The 14213-nt window shown below is 68.1% G+C and carries 18 protein-coding genes; 15 read left to right on the top strand and 3 right to left on the bottom strand.

Annotation, left to right across the window (positions count from 1 at the left end; all coding sequences use genetic code 11):
* Nucleotides 1-7: 7 nt before the first annotated feature.
* From tgt to queA, 3 genes are read right to left on the bottom strand one after another with little or no spacing between them, the layout of a single operon-like run.
* Nucleotides 8-1186, bottom strand: coding sequence for a tRNA guanosine(34) transglycosylase Tgt (gene tgt, locus L0984_RS07490; protein WP_234193097.1), 1179 nt, complete (start codon nucleotides 1184-1186; stop codon nucleotides 8-10).
* Nucleotides 1183-2436, bottom strand: a complete 1254-nt coding sequence (locus L0984_RS07485) for a PQQ-dependent sugar dehydrogenase (protein ID WP_234193096.1) — start codon at nucleotides 2434-2436, stop codon at nucleotides 1183-1185. Before L0984_RS07485 ends, tgt begins: the two co-directional genes overlap by 4 nt.
* Entirely contained in the window at nucleotides 2433-3518 is a 1086-nt protein-coding gene (gene queA / locus L0984_RS07480) for a tRNA preQ1(34) S-adenosylmethionine ribosyltransferase-isomerase QueA (protein WP_234193095.1), read from the bottom strand. Before queA ends, L0984_RS07485 begins: the two co-directional genes overlap by 4 nt.
* Nucleotides 3519-3634: 116 nt before the next feature.
* Between queA and recG the strand changes: the two genes are divergently transcribed.
* From recG to secY, 15 genes are all read left to right on the top strand, one after another.
* On the top strand, nucleotides 3635-5761 hold the full coding sequence (recG, locus tag L0984_RS07475) for an ATP-dependent DNA helicase RecG (protein WP_234193094.1): 2127 nt from the start codon (nucleotides 3635-3637) through the stop codon (nucleotides 5759-5761).
* Nucleotides 5762-5822: 61 nt separating this feature from the next.
* Nucleotides 5823-6788 (top strand): LysR substrate-binding domain-containing protein, encoded by a 966-nt coding sequence (locus L0984_RS07470; protein ID WP_114801399.1) that lies wholly within the window; start codon nucleotides 5823-5825, stop codon nucleotides 6786-6788.
* 149 nt (nucleotides 6789-6937) lie between these two features.
* On the top strand, nucleotides 6938-7543 hold the full coding sequence (locus tag L0984_RS07465) for a Dps family protein (RefSeq protein WP_255697234.1): 606 nt from the start codon (nucleotides 6938-6940) through the stop codon (nucleotides 7541-7543).
* Nucleotides 7540-8433, top strand: coding sequence for a 4-hydroxybenzoate octaprenyltransferase (gene ubiA / locus L0984_RS07460; RefSeq protein ID WP_234193093.1), 894 nt, complete (start codon nucleotides 7540-7542; stop codon nucleotides 8431-8433). The genes L0984_RS07465 and ubiA overlap by 4 nt, the downstream gene beginning before the upstream one ends.
* A 250-nt stretch (nucleotides 8434-8683) precedes the next feature.
* Nucleotides 8684-9052, top strand: coding sequence for a 50S ribosomal protein L14 (rplN, locus tag L0984_RS07455; RefSeq protein WP_017760917.1), 369 nt, complete (start codon nucleotides 8684-8686; stop codon nucleotides 9050-9052).
* Between the two features lie 13 nt (nucleotides 9053-9065).
* Complete coding sequence (gene rplX, locus L0984_RS07450; RefSeq protein WP_017760916.1) at nucleotides 9066-9383, top strand: 50S ribosomal protein L24; 318 nt, start codon at nucleotides 9066-9068, stop codon at nucleotides 9381-9383.
* A gap of 8 nt (nucleotides 9384-9391) precedes the next feature.
* On the top strand, nucleotides 9392-9931 hold the full coding sequence (gene rplE, locus L0984_RS07445) for a 50S ribosomal protein L5 (protein WP_234193092.1): 540 nt from the start codon (nucleotides 9392-9394) through the stop codon (nucleotides 9929-9931).
* A gap of 10 nt (nucleotides 9932-9941) precedes the next feature.
* A complete protein-coding gene (rpsN, locus tag L0984_RS07440; RefSeq protein ID WP_043117682.1) occupies nucleotides 9942-10247 on the top strand; it encodes a 30S ribosomal protein S14 in 306 nt (101 codons plus the stop codon).
* Between the two features lie 20 nt (nucleotides 10248-10267).
* Nucleotides 10268-10663, top strand: coding sequence for a 30S ribosomal protein S8 (gene rpsH / locus L0984_RS07435; RefSeq protein WP_017760913.1), 396 nt, complete (start codon nucleotides 10268-10270; stop codon nucleotides 10661-10663).
* 17 nt (nucleotides 10664-10680) lie between these two features.
* Nucleotides 10681-11214 carry a 50S ribosomal protein L6 gene (rplF, locus tag L0984_RS07430; protein WP_234193091.1) on the top strand — a complete coding sequence of 178 codons (534 nt, stop codon included), beginning with the start codon at nucleotides 10681-10683 and terminating at the stop codon, nucleotides 11212-11214.
* Nucleotides 11215-11225: 11 nt separating this feature from the next.
* On the top strand, nucleotides 11226-11591 hold the full coding sequence (rplR, locus tag L0984_RS07425) for a 50S ribosomal protein L18 (protein WP_043117689.1): 366 nt from the start codon (nucleotides 11226-11228) through the stop codon (nucleotides 11589-11591).
* Between the two features lie 26 nt (nucleotides 11592-11617).
* Nucleotides 11618-12136, top strand: coding sequence for a 30S ribosomal protein S5 (rpsE, locus tag L0984_RS07420; RefSeq protein WP_017760910.1), 519 nt, complete (start codon nucleotides 11618-11620; stop codon nucleotides 12134-12136).
* 14 nt (nucleotides 12137-12150) lie between these two features.
* Nucleotides 12151-12336 (top strand): 50S ribosomal protein L30, encoded by a 186-nt coding sequence (gene rpmD, locus L0984_RS07415; RefSeq protein WP_017760909.1) that lies wholly within the window; start codon nucleotides 12151-12153, stop codon nucleotides 12334-12336.
* Nucleotide 12337: 1 nt separating this feature from the next.
* Entirely contained in the window at nucleotides 12338-12769 is a 432-nt protein-coding gene (gene rplO, locus L0984_RS07410) for a 50S ribosomal protein L15 (protein WP_017760908.1), read from the top strand.
* 26 nt (nucleotides 12770-12795) lie between these two features.
* Nucleotides 12796-14115, top strand: coding sequence for a preprotein translocase subunit SecY (gene secY, locus L0984_RS07405; RefSeq protein WP_017760907.1), 1320 nt, complete (start codon nucleotides 12796-12798; stop codon nucleotides 14113-14115).
* Nucleotides 14116-14213 lie beyond the last annotated feature (98 nt).

Genomic DNA, 14213 nt, shown 5'->3' with positions numbered 1-14213 from the left:
GCCCTTCTCAGACGCCCCGCGCCCGGTCGCTCGCGAACTGCCGCCGGAATTCGCCGAAGCGCCCGGCATCCAGCGCCTCGCGGATCTCCCGCATCAGGTTCAGGTAGTAGTGCAGGTTGTGGATGGTGGTGAGCATCGGCCCCAGCATCTCGCCGCAACGGTCCAGGTGGTGCAGGTACGCGCGCGAGAAGCCGCCGCGCCCGCCGTCGGCCCAGCTCACGCCCGCCGTGCCGGCGCAGGCGTGGCAGGTGCAGCTCGGGTCCAGCGGCTGCGGGTCGTTGCGGTGGCGGGCGTTGCGCAGTTTCAGGTCGCCGTAGCGGGTGAAGATGGTGCCGTTGCGCGCGTTGCGGGTGGGCATCACGCAGTCGAACATGTCCACGCCCTGGGCCACGCCTTCCACCAGGTCTTCCGGCGTGCCCACGCCCATCAGGTAGCGCGGCTTGTGGGCCGGCAGGCGGTGCGGCGTGTGGGCGGTGATGCGGCGCATCTCCTCCTTGGGCTCGCCCACGCTCACGCCGCCGACGGCGTAGCCGGGAAAGTCCATCTCCACCAGCGCGGCCAGCGATTCCTCGCGCAGGTGCTCGAACATGCCGCCCTGCACGATGCCGAACAGGGCGTTGGGGTTCTGCAGCCGCGCGAACTCGGCCTGGCAGCGCTTGGCCCAGCGCAGGCTCAGTTCCATGGAGCGGCGCGCTTCGGCCTCGGTGGTGATGCGGCCCTGCGTCTCGTAGGGCGTGCATTCGTCGAACTGCATGACGATGTCGCTGTTCAGCACCGTCTGGATCTGCATCGACACCTCGGGCGTGAGCAGCAGCTTGTCGCCATTGACCGGCGAGGCGAACTTGACGCCTTCCTCGCTGATCTTGCGCATCGCGCCCAGGCTCCAGACCTGGAAGCCGCCCGAGTCGGTAAGGATGGGCTTGTTCCACTGCTCGAAGGCATGCAGGCCGCCGAAGGCGCCCATCACGTCCAGGCCGGGGCGCATCCACAGGTGGAAGGTGTTGCCCAGGATGATCTGCGCGCCCATCTCCTCCAGGCTGCGCGGCATCACGCCCTTGACGGTGCCGTAGGTGCCCACGGGCATGAAGATCGGCGTCTGCACCACGCCGTGGTTGAGGGTCAGCGTGCCCCGGCGCGCATGGCTGTCGGGGTCGGTGGCCAGCAGGTCGAACTGGAGGGCGGTCATGGTTTGGCAGGCGAAGAAGAAGGGGCGGCGGAGGGCTGCACGGGCAGCAGCATCAGCACGGTCCGGTTGAAGTCTTCCACCACCAGCAGGCGGCCGGCGCGGTCGACGGTGAGGCCGGTGGGGCGGCCCATGGGCCGCACGCCGTCCTTGGCCTGCCAGCCGGCGAGCCAGTCGATGGCGGGGCCTGCGGGCAGGCCGGTCTTGGCATCGAGCCTGAAGCCGACCACGCGGTGGCCGCTGGCCTGCGGGCCGCGCCAGGCGACGAGCAACTGGCCGGCGAAGGGCGTGCCGGCAGGGCCGAGCGCCATCTGCAGCGGCGCGGCATGCGCGGGCCACAGGGCCAGCGGCGCCTCGCTCTTGCTGCAGTCGTAGCGGCCTTCGTAGCCGTGGGCGTTCTTGCGCGGGCCCACGCAGTAGGGCCAGCCGTAGAAGCGGCCGCGCTGCAGCAGGTTCAGCTCCTCGGGCGGGCTCTGCGCGTCGCGGTAGTCGATGCTGTTCTCGCCCTGCAGCACGCGGCCTTCGGGGGCCGCGGACGTGGCGGGGAGGACGGCCAGCGCCATGCTGTTGCGCAGGCCGGTGGCGAAGGGCGCGAAGCGCTGCACGGTGCGCTGCGGGCCGCCGAGTTGCGCCTCGTACACGGCGGCGCGGGGCTTGGCCCCTTCGCCGTCGGGGCAGGGCAGGACGGGCGCGTCTTGGCCGCTGCGGCAGTTGTCGCTGCTGGAGCCGACGTTGACGTAGAGCCGGTCGCCGGGGCCGAAGGCGATCTCCTTGAGCGGATGGGTGCCGTCGTCGGGCAGTTGGTCGAGCACCGTCTCGCGCTGCGGCGCGGCGCCCGGTGCGCCGACGGCCGTGCGCCAGACGCTGCCGGCCTCGCCGACGTAGACCTTGCCGTCCGGGCCCAGCGCCAGGCCCGAGGGCCGGTCCAGGCCGCTGGCCAGCACGGCGATGCGCGCACGGCGCGGGGCGGGGCCGTCGGCGGGCAGCGTCATTTCCAGCAGCCGGCCGCGCTTCGGCTCCCAGGAGCCCATGTCGGCGATCCAGTAGCGGCCGGGCGCCACCTCCAGGATGCGGCGCGGCGCGCGCAGGCCTTCGGTCTCGTCGGCCAGAAGCGCGACGCAGGTGCCGGCCGGGCTGGGAATGTCCAGCCGCGCGAAGTCGCCGCAGCGGCCGGCGGGCGTGTAGCCGCGCGCGGTGGCGAGCAGGGGCAGGACCAGCGCGCACAGCGCGGCGAGGCGGACGACCCGGTTCATGGCGCAGTCCTTTGCAGCAGCATGGCATCCCCGTAACTGAAGAAGCGATAGCGCTCGCGGATGGCGTGGGCGTACAGCGCCATCACCCGCTCGTAGCCCGCCAGGGCGCTGACCAGCATCATCAGCGTGCTCTTGGGCAGGTGGAAGTTGGTGATGAGCAGGTCCACATGCCGGAAGCGGAAGCCCGGCGTGATGAAGATCTGCGTGTCGCCCTGCGCCTGCCCGCTGGCGGCCCAGGATTCGAGCGTGCGCACGGTGGTCGTGCCCACCGCCACCACGCGGCCGCCGTGGGCGCGGCAGTCGGCGATGGCCTGCTGCGTGGCCGGCGGCACGTCGTAGCGCTCGGCATGCATCACATGCTCGGCGATGTTCTCGGTCTTGACCGGCTGGAAGGTGCCCGCGCCCACATGCAGCGTGACGTTGGCGCGGCGCACGCCGCGGGCCTCGAGCTGCGCGAGCAGGGCCTCGTCGAAATGCAGCGCTGCGGTGGGCGCGGCCACGGCGCCGGGCACGCGGGCGAAGACGGTCTGGTAGCGGCGCGCGTCCTCGGCGGCGTCGCTGGCGCTTTCCTGCGCCTGCTGGCGCTCGATGTAGGGCGGCAGGGGCACGTGGCCGTGGCGCTCCATCAGCGTGTAGGGATCGGCGCCGTCGTCGCTCTCCAGCGCGAAGCGGAACAGCGGGCCGCCTTCCTCGGGCCAGCGGCCCAGCAGCGTGGCGCGGAAGGCCGGCTGGCCGGGCGCGGCGTCCATGCGCAGCACCGTGCCGACGGCTGGCTTCTTGCTGACCTTCATGTGGGCGGCGACCTCCTGGCCGGCGAGCACGCGCTCGATCAGCAGCTCCAGCCGGCCGCCGGTGGGCTTTTCGCCGAAGAGGCGGGCCTTGACCACCTGCGTGTCGTTGAAGACCAGCAGGTCGCCGTCGCGCAGCAGCGTGGGCAGGTCGCGGAAGATGCGGTCGGCGGGTTCGGGGCCGGTGCCGTCGAGCAGGCGCGAGGCGCTGCGTTCGGGGGCGGGTTGCTGCGCGATCAGTTCGGGCGGCAGCGCGAAGTCGAAATCCGAGAGCGTGAAGTCGGTGCGGGACATGCTTGAGGGCCGGACGGGCCCGTTCCAAGAAAGAAGCGGAAGCCCTCCGTGCAGGCCGTCGCGGGGCGGCGGCGTTCCGCGCGGGGCGGAGGAGGGCGGGGAGGCAGAATTGTCCCATGTCCGCGCGCCCCCTCGCTTCGCCTGCCCCCGCGCCCGCCGCCCCTCGCGCGCCCGGCAGCGGCGAAAGCCAGGTGCAGCGGGCGCTCAAAAAACTGGGCCTGGTGCGCGACATCGACTTCGCGCTCTACCTGCCCCTGCGCTACGAGGACGAGACCCGCATCGTGCAACTGGCCCATGTGCGCGACGGCGAGCATGCGCAGGTCGAGGGCACGATCGTGGACAGCGAAGTCGTCTTCCGCCCGCGCCGCCAGCTCATCGCCACGCTGGACGACGGCAGCGACACCTGCCAGCTGCGCTTCTTCAATTTCTACCCTTCGCAGCAGAAGCAGTTGGCGCCCGGCAGCCGGGTGCGGGCCCGCGGCGAGGTGCGTGGTGGCTTCGTGGGCCGGACCATGCTGCACCCGGTCATCAAGGCGGCCGGCACGGCGCTGCCGCTGGCGCTGACGCCCGTTTATGCCACGACCGCGGGCCTGGCTCAGCCGGTGCTGCGCCGCGCCGTGCAGGCCGGCCTGGCGCGGGCGCCGCTGGAGGAGCTGATCCCCGCCGAGCTGCTGCCCCACAAGGCCTGGACGCTGCGGGCTGCGCTCGAATTCCTGCACCACCCCACGCCCGACGTGGCCCTGGCCGCGCTGGAGGACCGCAGCCATCCCGCCTGGCAGCGCCTGAAGGCGGACGAGCTGCTGGCCCAGCAGCTGTCGCAGCTGGAGGCCCGCCGCGCCCGCGAGGCCCAGCGCGCGCCCGTGCTGCGCGCGGGCACGGGCGACGGCAGCCTGCATGCCCGCCTGCTGGCGGCGCTGCCCTTCTCGCCCACCGGCGCGCAGGCGCGTGCCGACCGCGAGATCGCCGCCGACCTGGCCCACCGTCAGCCCATGCACCGGCTGCTGCAGGGCGACGTGGGCTCGGGCAAGACGCTGGTGGCGGCGCTGGCCGCGGCCCGCTGCATCGACGCCGGCTTCCAGTGCGCGCTGATGGCGCCCACCGAGATCCTGGCGTCGCAGCATTTCGGCAAGCTGGTCGGCTGGCTCGATCCGCTGCTGGCGGCGCAGGGCCGGCGCGTGGCCTGGCTCACCGGCAGCCAGAAGAAGCGCGAGCGCGACGCCATGGCGGCGGCCGTCGAAAGCGGCGAGGCGGCGCTGGTGGTGGGCACGCATGCGGTCATCTCGGAGAAGGTGCGCTTCCAGCGGCTGGCGCTGGCCATCGTGGACGAGCAGCACCGCTTCGGTGTGGCCCAACGCCTGGCGCTGCGCGGCAAGGCCTCCGAGGGCGGCGACGGCATGCAGGCGTTGGAGCCCCACCTGCTGATGATGAGCGCCACGCCCATCCCGCGCACCCTGGCCATGAGCTACTACGCCGACCTGGACGTCTCCACGCTCGACGAGCTGCCGCCCGGCCGCACGCCGGTCGTCACCAAGCTGCTGGCCGAGCACCGGCGCGACGAGGTCATCGCCCGCATCCACGGCCAGATCCAGCAGGGCCGGCAGGTCTACTGGGTCTGCCCGCTGATCGAGGAGAGCGAGGCGGTGGACCTGCGCAACGCCACCGCCACCCGCGACGAACTGGCCGACGCCCTGGGCGAGACGGTGCGCGTCGGGCTGCTGCATTCGCGCATGCCCACCGTCGAGAAGCAGGCCGTGATGGCCGACTTCAGCGCCGGCACGCTGCAGGTGCTGGTCAGCACCACGGTCATCGAGGTGGGCGTGGACGTGCCCAACGCCTCGCTGATGGTGATCGAGCATTCGGAGCGCTTCGGCCTGTCGCAGTTGCACCAGCTGCGCGGCCGGGTCGGGCGCGGCGCGGCGGCCTCGGCCTGCGTGCTGCTCTACGCGCCGGGCGACAGCGGCCGCGTGGGGCAGGCCGCCAAGGCCCGGCTGACGGCGATGGTCGAGACGGCCGACGGCTTCGAGATCGCCCGGCGCGACCTGGAGATCCGCGGCCCCGGCGAATTCCTGGGCGCGCGCCAGTCCGGCGCGCCGCTGCTGCGCTTTGCCGACCTGGGCACCGACCAGCGCCTGCTCGAATGGGCGCGCGACCTGGCGCCACAACTGCTGGACCGCCATCCGGACCAGGCCCACCGGCATGTGGACCGGTGGCTGGGGACGAGGGCGGAGTTCCTGAAGGCCTGAAGGGCTGCCTGTCGGCAGGGCTTCGCCCGCCCGGGACCGGCGCGCATAATTGACGCAAGCTATGACCCTGACCGAACTCAAATACATCGTCGCGGTGGCGCGCGAGCGGCATTTCGGCAAGGCGGCCGAGGCCTGCTACGTCTCCCAGCCCACCCTGTCGGTGGCCATCAAGAAGCTGGAGGACGAGCTCGAGGTGAAGCTCTTCGAGCGCAGCGCGGGCGAGGTGACGGTCACGCCGCTGGGCGAGCAGATCGTGCAGCAGGCCCAGTCGGTGCTCGACCAGGCCGCCACCATCAAGGAAATCGCCAAGCGCGGCAAGGATCCGCTGGCCGGTCCGCTGAATCTGGGCGTCATCTACACCATCGGCCCCTACCTGCTGCCCGACCTGGTGCGCCAGAACATCGCGCGCACGCCGCAGATGCCGCTGATGCTGCAGGAGAACTTCACCGCCAAGCTGCTGGAGATGCTGCGCGCCGGCGAGATCGACTGCGCCATCATGGCCGAGCCCTTTCCCGACTCCGGCCTGGCCATGGCCCAGCTCTACGACGAGCCCTTCCTGGCCGCCGTGCCGGCCCAGCACCCGCTGGCCAGCCGCGAATGGGTCAGCTCCGACGAGCTCAAGAACGAGACCATGCTGCTTCTGGGCACCGGCCACTGCTTCCGCGACCATGTGCTGGAGGTCTGCCCGGAGTTCGCCCGCTTCTCCAGCAATGCCGAGGGCATCCGCAAGAGCTTCGAAGGCTCCTCGCTGGAGACCATCAAGCACATGGTGGCCGCAGGCATGGGCGTCACGCTGGTGCCGCGCCTGTCGGTGCCGCCCGAGGCGCTCAAGCCGCGCAGCAAGGCGCGCAAGGATCTGGAGCCCATCGTTCGCTATGTGCCCGTGCGCGATGGCGAAGGCGGCGCGCCGCCCTCCCGCCGCGTGGTGCTGGCGTGGCGGCGCAGTTTCACCCGCTACGAAGCGATCGCGGCGCTGCGCAACGCGATCTATGCCTGCGAGTTGCCGGGCGTCAAACGTTTGTCCTGACGCGGTGCCGGCCTGCATCGCGGCCGGCTATGTCTTCGATAGAGTGCGGGGTGTTGCCTCCGGCAGGCCCCGGCGCCTAAGGTAGAGGCCTCGCCGCCTCGCTCTGCGGGGCGCATCCCGTTCCCGACCTCCCTCCAAAGGAAACCAGCATGGCCAAGATCCCCAAGTCGCCCAAGAAGGACAAGAACCCCATCGTGGCTGCTGCGCCCGCGGCATCTGCCGGTGCCGTGCCCGACAAGGGCGGTGACCGCGTGGCCCCCGAATCCGGTGGCCGCAACGCGCCCATCATCAACATCGGCATCGATCGCCAGGACCGCGCCGCCATTGCCGAAGGCCTCTCGCGCGTGCTGGCCGACACGTACACGCTCTACCTCACGACCCACAACTTCCACTGGAACGTGACCGGGCCGCATTTCAACTCGCTGCACGCCATGTTCATGGCGCAGTACACCGAGTTGTGGAACGCCACCGACGTGATCGCCGAGCGCATCCGCGCCCTGGGCCACTATGCGCCGGGCTCGTATGCCGAGTTCAGCAAGATCGCCACCGTGCCGGACGTGCCACTGCAGCCGCCGCGGGCCATGGAGATGGTGCGCATCCTGGTCAAGGGCCACGAGACGGTGTCGCGCATCGCGCGCGAATTCATCCCGGTGGCCGAAGAGGCGGGCGACGATCCGACCGCCGACATGCTCACGGCGCGCTGCACCGTGCACGACCAGACCGCCTGGATGCTGCGTTCGCTCCTGGAAGAGTGAGCGCCAGTGCCACCCAGCCGCCCGCCCGCCGCGGGCGGCTTTCTCTTTATCTGGACCTGATCCGCTGGGACCGACCCGCGGGCTGGCTGCTCCTGCTCTGGCCGACGCTGGGCGCGCTGTGGTTCGCCGCAGACGGTTTCCCGGGCTGGCACCTCCTGGCCGTCTTCGTGCTCGGCACGATCCTCATGCGCAGCGCCGGCTGCTGCGTCAATGACGTCGCCGACCGCGACTTCGACCGCCACGTCAAGCGCACCGCGAGGCGGCCCGTCACCAGTGGCGCCGTGTCGGTCAAGGAGGCGCTGGCCCTTGGCGCTGCCCTGGCGCTGGTCGCCTTCGCGCTGGTGCTGACCACCAACGGGCCGACGGTCGCCTGGTCCTTCGGCGCCTTGGCCATCACGCTGGCCTATCCTTTCGCCAAGCGTTTCGTTTCGCTGCCGCAGGCGGTGCTCGGCGTGGCTTTCAGTGTCGGCATTCCGATGGCCTTCAGCGCGGTGCGCGACGGCGCCGTGCCGGCGATGGCCGCCTGGCTTCTGCTGGGCAACCTGGGCTGGGTCCTGGCCTACGACACCGAGTACGCGATGGTCGACCGTGACGACGATCTGCGCATCGGCATCAAGACTTCCGCGATCACCTTTGGCCGCTTCGATGTGGCGGCGGTGATGGCTTCCTATGCGCTGTTCCTGGCGATCTGGGGCGTGCTCGGCCTGCGCGCCGGGCTGGGCGGGGCGTTCGCGCTGGGAATGGCCGCGGCGCTGGGCCAGGCGTTCTGGCATTGGCGATTGATCCGCGACCGCACCCGGGAGGGATGCTTCCGGGCCTTCCGCCACAACCATTGGCTGGGCTTCGCCGTCTTCGCCGGCATCGTCGCCGGCTACGCCCTTCGCCCGTGATCCCGCAACACGGGTGTAGGGAGGGCGCCAAACCAGGCGCTTGACAGCAATCCGCCGGCAACGCACAATAGCCGGCTTCGCCCTAAAAGGCGAACTCTTTCCGCCCAGACGGACGCGTGCAACCAGCAAAAGCGCCTTACGGCTTTTTTGTGTGCGCCGACGACGGGCCCAAGACTGACCGAACAGGTTTTTCGCGCCGGTGCACTGCCGGACGTCTGGCCTCAACGGTACAAGTTGGGAACTACTAGCAATGATCCAGACTGAATCCCGGCTCGAAGTGGCCGACAACACGGGCGCGAAGTCCGTCCTGTGCATCAAGGTGCTCGGCGGCTCCAAGCGTCGCTACGCCAGCGTCGGCGACGTCATCAAGGTGAGCGTCAAGGAAGCTGCGCCGCGTGGTCGCGTCAAGAAGGGCGAGATCTACAACGCCGTCGTGGTGCGCACCGCCAAGGGCATCCGTCGTGGCGACGGTTCGCTCGTCAAGTTCGACGGCAACGCCGCCGTCCTGCTCAATGCCAAGCTGGAGCCGATCGGCACCCGCATCTTCGGACCCGTGACGCGTGAGCTGCGTACCGAGAAGTTCATGAAGATCGTCTCGCTGGCCCCCGAAGTTCTGTAAGAAGGACAACGCCATGAACAAGATTCGCAAGGGCGACAAGATCATCGTGATCGCCGGCCGCGACAAGGGCAAGCAAGGCACCGTCAGCCTGCGCGCCGGTGAAGAGCACGTGGTCGTCGAGGGCGTGAACCTCGTCAAGAAGCACGCCAAGCCGAACCCCATGAAGGGCACGACCGGCGGCATCGTCGAGAAGGCCATGCCCATCCATCAATCCAACGTGGCCATCTTCAATGCCGCGACCGGCAAGGCCGATCGCGTGGGCATCAAGCTGGTGGACGGCAAGCGCGTGCGCGTCTTCAAGTCCAGCGGCGAAGAAATCAAGGCTGCCTGAGGTACACCATGGCCCGTCTGCAACAACACTACCGCGAAAAGATCGCGAAAGAACTGACCGAGAAGTTCGGCTACAAGTCGCCGATGCAGGTCCCCCGCCTGACCAAGATCACGCTGAACATGGGCGTGAGCGAAGCCGTGGCGGACAAGAAGGTCATGGACCACGCCGTCGCCGATCTGACCAAGATCGCCGGCCAGAAGCCCGTCGTGACCAAGGCCAAGAAGGCCATCGCCGGCTTCAAGATCCGCGAAGGCCAGGCCATCGGCTGCATGGTCACCCTGCGCGGCGTGAAGATGTACGAGTTCCTGGACCGTTTCGTCACCGTGGCCCTGCCCCGCGTGCGTGACTTCCGCGGTATCTCCGGCCGGGCCTTCGACGGCCGCGGCAACTACAACATCGGCGTCAAGGAACAGATCATCTTCCCCGAGATCGAGTACGACAAGGTGGATGCGCTGCGTGGTCTGAACATCAGCATCACGACGACCGCCAAGACCGACGAAGAAGCCAAGGCGCTGCTGCAGGGCTTCCGCTTCCCCTTCAAGAACTAAAGGTGACCCTGTGGCAAAAGTTGCTTTGATCCAGCGCGAACTGAAGCGCGACAAGCTGGCCGCCAAGTACGCCAAGAAGTACGACGAACTGAAGGCGACCGCCAACGACGCCAAGAAGAGCGACGAAGAGCGTGCCGCCGCCCGCCTGGCGCTGCAGAAGCTGCCGCGCAACGCGAACCCCACCCGCCAGCGCAACCGTTGCGAAATCACTGGCCGCCCCCGTGGCACCTTCCGCCAGTTCGGTCTGGCCCGTGCCAAGGTCCGCGAACTCGCCTTCGACGGCGAGATCCCCGGCGTCACCAAGGCCAGCTGGTAAGCCAGGCAGGAGCAAGAAACATGAGCATGAGTGATCCCATCGCCGACCTGCTGACGCGCATCCGCAATGCGCAGATGGTCGCGAAGCCCACCGTGTCGGTCCCGTCTTCCAAGGTGAAGATCGCGATCGCACAGGTGCTGAAGGACGAGGGCTACATCGACGGCTTCCAGGTCAAGACGGAAGACGGCAAGACGAACCTCGAGATTTCGCTGAAGTACTACGCCGGCCGCCCGGTGATCGAGCGCATCGAGCGCGTGAGCCGCCCCGGCCTGCGTGTCTACAAGGGTGCCGGCGCGATCCCCAAGGTCCAGAACGGTCTGGGCGTGGCCATCGTCACCACCCCGCAAGGCGTGATGACCGACCGCAAGGCCCGTGCAAACGGCGTCGGCGGCGAAGTGCTGTGCTACGTGGCCTAAGACGGAGGAACTGAACAATGTCCCGAGTCGGAAAAATGCCGATCACCGTCCCCGCAGGCGTGGACGTGCAGATCAAGGGCGACCAGATCAGCGTCAAGGGCGCTGGCGGCCAACTGTCCATCCCGGCCAACGCGCTGGTGAAGGTGTCGGCCAATGATGGCAAGCTGACTTTCGTGCCCGCCGACGAGTCGCGTGAATCGAACGCGATGAGCGGCACGGTGCGCCAGCTGGTCAACAACATGGTGCTGGGTGTGAGCAAGGGCTTCGAGAAGAAGCTGACGCTCGTGGGCGTGGGCTACAAGGCCGCTGCCCAAGGCACCAAGCTCAACCTGGCCGTGGGCTACTCGCACCCGGTCAACATCGAGATGCCTGCCGGCATCACCGTCGCCACCCCGACCCCCACGGAAATCGTGATCAAGGGTGCCGATCGCCAACGCGTCGGCCAAGTGGCTGCCGAGATCCGCGCGGTCCGCTCTCCCGAGCCCTACAAGGGCAAGGGCATCCGCTATGCGGACGAGAAGATCGTGATCAAGGAAACGAAGAAGAAGTAAGAGGCCGCATGATGTTGACCAAAAAGGAACAGCGCCTGCGCCGCGCCCGCCAGACCCGCATCCGCATTGCCACGCAAGGCGTCGCGCGTCTGATGGTGAACCGCACCAACCTGCACATCTACGCCACCGTCATCTCTGGCGACGGCGCCAAGGTGCTGGCCACGGCCTCCACGGCCGAAGCCGAAGTGCGCGCCTCGCTGGGTGGTGCTGGCAAGGGTGGCAATGCCGCCGCCGCCACCATCATCGGCAAGCGCATCGCCGAGAAGGCCAAGGCCGCCGGCGTCGAGAAGGTGGCCTTCGACCGTGCAGGCTTCGCCTACCACGGCCGTGTCAAGGCTCTCGCCGAAGCCGCCCGCGAGGCCGGCCTGCAGTTCTAAGCGCCCGCGCAGAACAGGAATTCAAGATGGCAAAGATTCAGGCAAGAACGCAGAACGAAGGTCCCGAGGACGGTCTGCGCGAGAAGATGATCGCGATCAACCGCGTCACCAAGGTGGTGAAGGGTGGTCGTATCCTGGGTTTCGCGGCACTCACCGTGGTGGGTGACGGCGATGGTCGCGTCGGCATGGGCAAGGGCAAGTCGAAGGAAGTGCCCGCCGCCGTGCAGAAGGCGATGGAAGAAGCCCGCCGCAACCTCATGAAGGTGTCGATCAAGAACGGCACCCTGCACCATGAAGTGACCGGCCACCATGGCGCCTCCACCGTGATGATGTCCCCGGCTCCCAAGGGTACCGGCATCATCGCCGGCGGCCCGATGCGTGCCGTGTTCGAAGTCATGGGCATCACCGACGTCGTGGCCAAGAGCCATGGCTCGTCGAACCCCTACAACATGGTTCGCGCCACGCTCGACGCGCTGAAGAACTCGACCACCGCCTCGGAAGTCGCTGCAAAGCGCGGACTGACGGTCGAAGAGATCTTCGCCTGAGCAGGAGAGACGCAATGACGACGCAACAACAGACCGTGAAGGTCCAGCTGGTTCGCAGCCCCATCGGCACGAAGCAGTCGCACCGCGCCACCGTGCGCGGCCTGGGCTTGCGCAAGCTCAACAGCGTGAGCGAGCTGCAGGACACGCCCGCCGTGCGCGGCATGATCAACAAGATCGCCTACCTGGTGAAGGTGCTCTGACATGGAACTCAACAGCATCAAGCCCGCAGCGGGCGCGAAGCACGCCAAGCGCCGTGTCGGCCGTGGCATCGGCTCTGGCCTGGGCAAGACTGCAGGTCGTGGCCACAAGGGCCAGAAGTCGCGTGCCGGTGGCTTCCACAAGGTTGGTTTCGAAGGCGGTCAGATGCCGCTGCAGCGCCGCCTGCCCAAGCGCGGCTTCAAGTCGGCTTCGCTGAAGTTCAACGCCGAGGTCACCCTCGCCGCGCTGGAGCAGCTGGGCCTGGCCGAAGTCGATGTCCTGGCACTGAAGCAAGCCGGCCTCGTGGGTCAGCTCGCCAAGGTGGTGAAGGTCATCAAGGCTGGTGAACTGACGAAGGCCGTCAAGCTGACGGGTGTCGGTGCGACCGCAGGTGCCAAGGCCGCCATCGAGGCTGCCGGCGGCTCCGTCGCCTGATCCAGACGCGAAAGCAAGGCAGCACAGTGGCAACCAACGCGGCAACGCTCGCGAAGACCGGCAAGTTCGGCGACCTGCGTCGCCGGCTGGTCTTTCTGCTGCTCGCCCTCGTGGTGTACCGCATCGGCGCGCACATTCCGGTCCCCGGCATCAACCCGGATCAGCTGGCTCAGCTGTTCCAGGGCCAGCAGGGCGGCATCCTGAGCCTGTTCAACATGTTCTCGGGTGGTGCGCTGTCGCGCTTCACGGTCTTCGCGCTGGGGATCATGCCGTACATCTCGGCATCGATCATCATGCAGCTGATGACCTATGTTCTTCCCTCCTTCGAGCAATTGAAGAAGGAAGGCGAAGCCGGCCGCCGCAAGATCACGCAGTACACCCGCTATGGCGCGCTGGGTCTGGCTCTGTTCCAGTCCTTCAGCATCGCCGTCGCGCTCGAGGCCTCTCCCGGCCTGGTGGTGGCACCTGGTTTCGGCTTCCGGTTCACCGCGATGGTGAGCCTGACGGCCGGTTCCATGTTCCTCATGTGGCTGGGTGAGCAGATCACGGAGCGGGGCCTGGGCAACGGCATCTCGATCATCATCTTCGCCGGTATCGCCGCGGGCCTGCCCAATGCGATCGGCGGGTTGCTGGAGCTGGTGCGTACCGGTGCCATGAGCGTGATCGTGGCCCTGTTCATCGTGGCGTTGGTCGTGCTGGTCACCTACTTCGTGGTGTTCGTCGAACGCGGACAGCGCAAGATCCTGGTGAACTATGCGCGCCGTCAGGTGGGCAACAAGGTCTACGGTGGACAGGCTTCGCACCTGCCGCTGAAGCTGAACATGGCTGGCGTGATCCCCCCGATCTTCGCCTCGTCCATCATCCTGCTGCCTGCGACGGTGGTGGGCTGGTTCAGCACTGGCGACAGCATGCGCTGGCTCAAGGACATCGCTTCGGCGCTGGCCCCGGGACAGCCGATCTACACGCTGCTGTACGCAGCAGCGATCGTGTTCTTCTGCTTCTTCTACACGGCGCTCGTGTTCAACAGCCGCGAGACCGCCGACAACCTGAAGAAGAGCGGTGCGTTCATCCCCGGGATCCGTCCTGGTGACCAGACCGCCCGCTACATCGACAAGATCCTGCTGCGTCTGACGCTGGCTGGCGCGGTGTACATCACCTTTGTCTGCCTGCTGCCGGAGTTCCTGATCCTGAAGTACAACGTGCCGTTCTATTTCGGCGGCACCTCGTTGCTGATCCTCGTGGTCGTGACGATGGACTTCATGGCCCAGGTGCAGAACTACCTGATGTCGCAGCAGTACGAATCGCTGCTCAAGAAGGCCAACTTCAAGACGACGTTGGGTGGTTGAACGCAAGGTCGAGTGAACGCCCTGCCGCGACGAGCCGGGCACGCACATCGTGTTTCGGGCGTCCTAGGGTCGCCACAGTAAGAGTTAGGAGAAATGAA

Origin of the sequence: Pseudacidovorax sp. NFM-22, from assembly GCF_021401245.1 — a bacterium.
GTDB lineage: Bacteria > Pseudomonadota > Gammaproteobacteria > Burkholderiales > Burkholderiaceae_C > Xenophilus.
The sequence above is the reverse complement of the archived record's forward strand: the minus strand, read 5'-3'. Positions and strand labels throughout refer to the sequence as shown.

Bases quoted from the DNA above. Each gene is read 5' to 3' on its own strand.
- recG (WP_234193094.1), top strand. From the start codon at position 3,635: ATGTCCGCGCGCCCCCTCGCTTCGCCTGCCCCCGCGCCCGCCGCCCCT.
- L0984_RS07470 (WP_114801399.1), top strand. From the start codon at position 5,823: ATGACCCTGACCGAACTCAAATACATCGTCGCGGTGGCGCGCGAGCGG.
- rplR (WP_043117689.1), top strand. From the start codon at position 11,226: ATGTTGACCAAAAAGGAACAGCGCCTGCGCCGCGCCCGCCAGACCCGC.
- rpsH (WP_017760913.1), top strand. From the start codon at position 10,268: ATGAGCATGAGTGATCCCATCGCCGACCTGCTGACGCGCATCCGCAAT.
- rplF (WP_234193091.1), top strand. From the start codon at position 10,681: ATGTCCCGAGTCGGAAAAATGCCGATCACCGTCCCCGCAGGCGTGGAC.
- L0984_RS07465 (WP_255697234.1), top strand. From the start codon at position 6,938: ATGGCCAAGATCCCCAAGTCGCCCAAGAAGGACAAGAACCCCATCGTG.
- rplN (WP_017760917.1), top strand. From the start codon at position 8,684: ATGATCCAGACTGAATCCCGGCTCGAAGTGGCCGACAACACGGGCGCG.
- rplX (WP_017760916.1), top strand. From the start codon at position 9,066: ATGAACAAGATTCGCAAGGGCGACAAGATCATCGTGATCGCCGGCCGC.
- rplE (WP_234193092.1), top strand. From the start codon at position 9,392: ATGGCCCGTCTGCAACAACACTACCGCGAAAAGATCGCGAAAGAACTG.
- rplO (WP_017760908.1), top strand. From the start codon at position 12,338: ATGGAACTCAACAGCATCAAGCCCGCAGCGGGCGCGAAGCACGCCAAG.
- rpsE (WP_017760910.1), top strand. From the start codon at position 11,618: ATGGCAAAGATTCAGGCAAGAACGCAGAACGAAGGTCCCGAGGACGGT.
- queA (WP_234193095.1), bottom strand. From the start codon at position 3,518: ATGTCCCGCACCGACTTCACGCTCTCGGATTTCGACTTCGCGCTGCCG.
- tgt (WP_234193097.1), bottom strand. From the start codon at position 1,186: ATGACCGCCCTCCAGTTCGACCTGCTGGCCACCGACCCCGACAGCCAT.
- rpmD (WP_017760909.1), top strand. From the start codon at position 12,151: ATGACGACGCAACAACAGACCGTGAAGGTCCAGCTGGTTCGCAGCCCC.
- L0984_RS07485 (WP_234193096.1), bottom strand. From the start codon at position 2,436: ATGAACCGGGTCGTCCGCCTCGCCGCGCTGTGCGCGCTGGTCCTGCCC.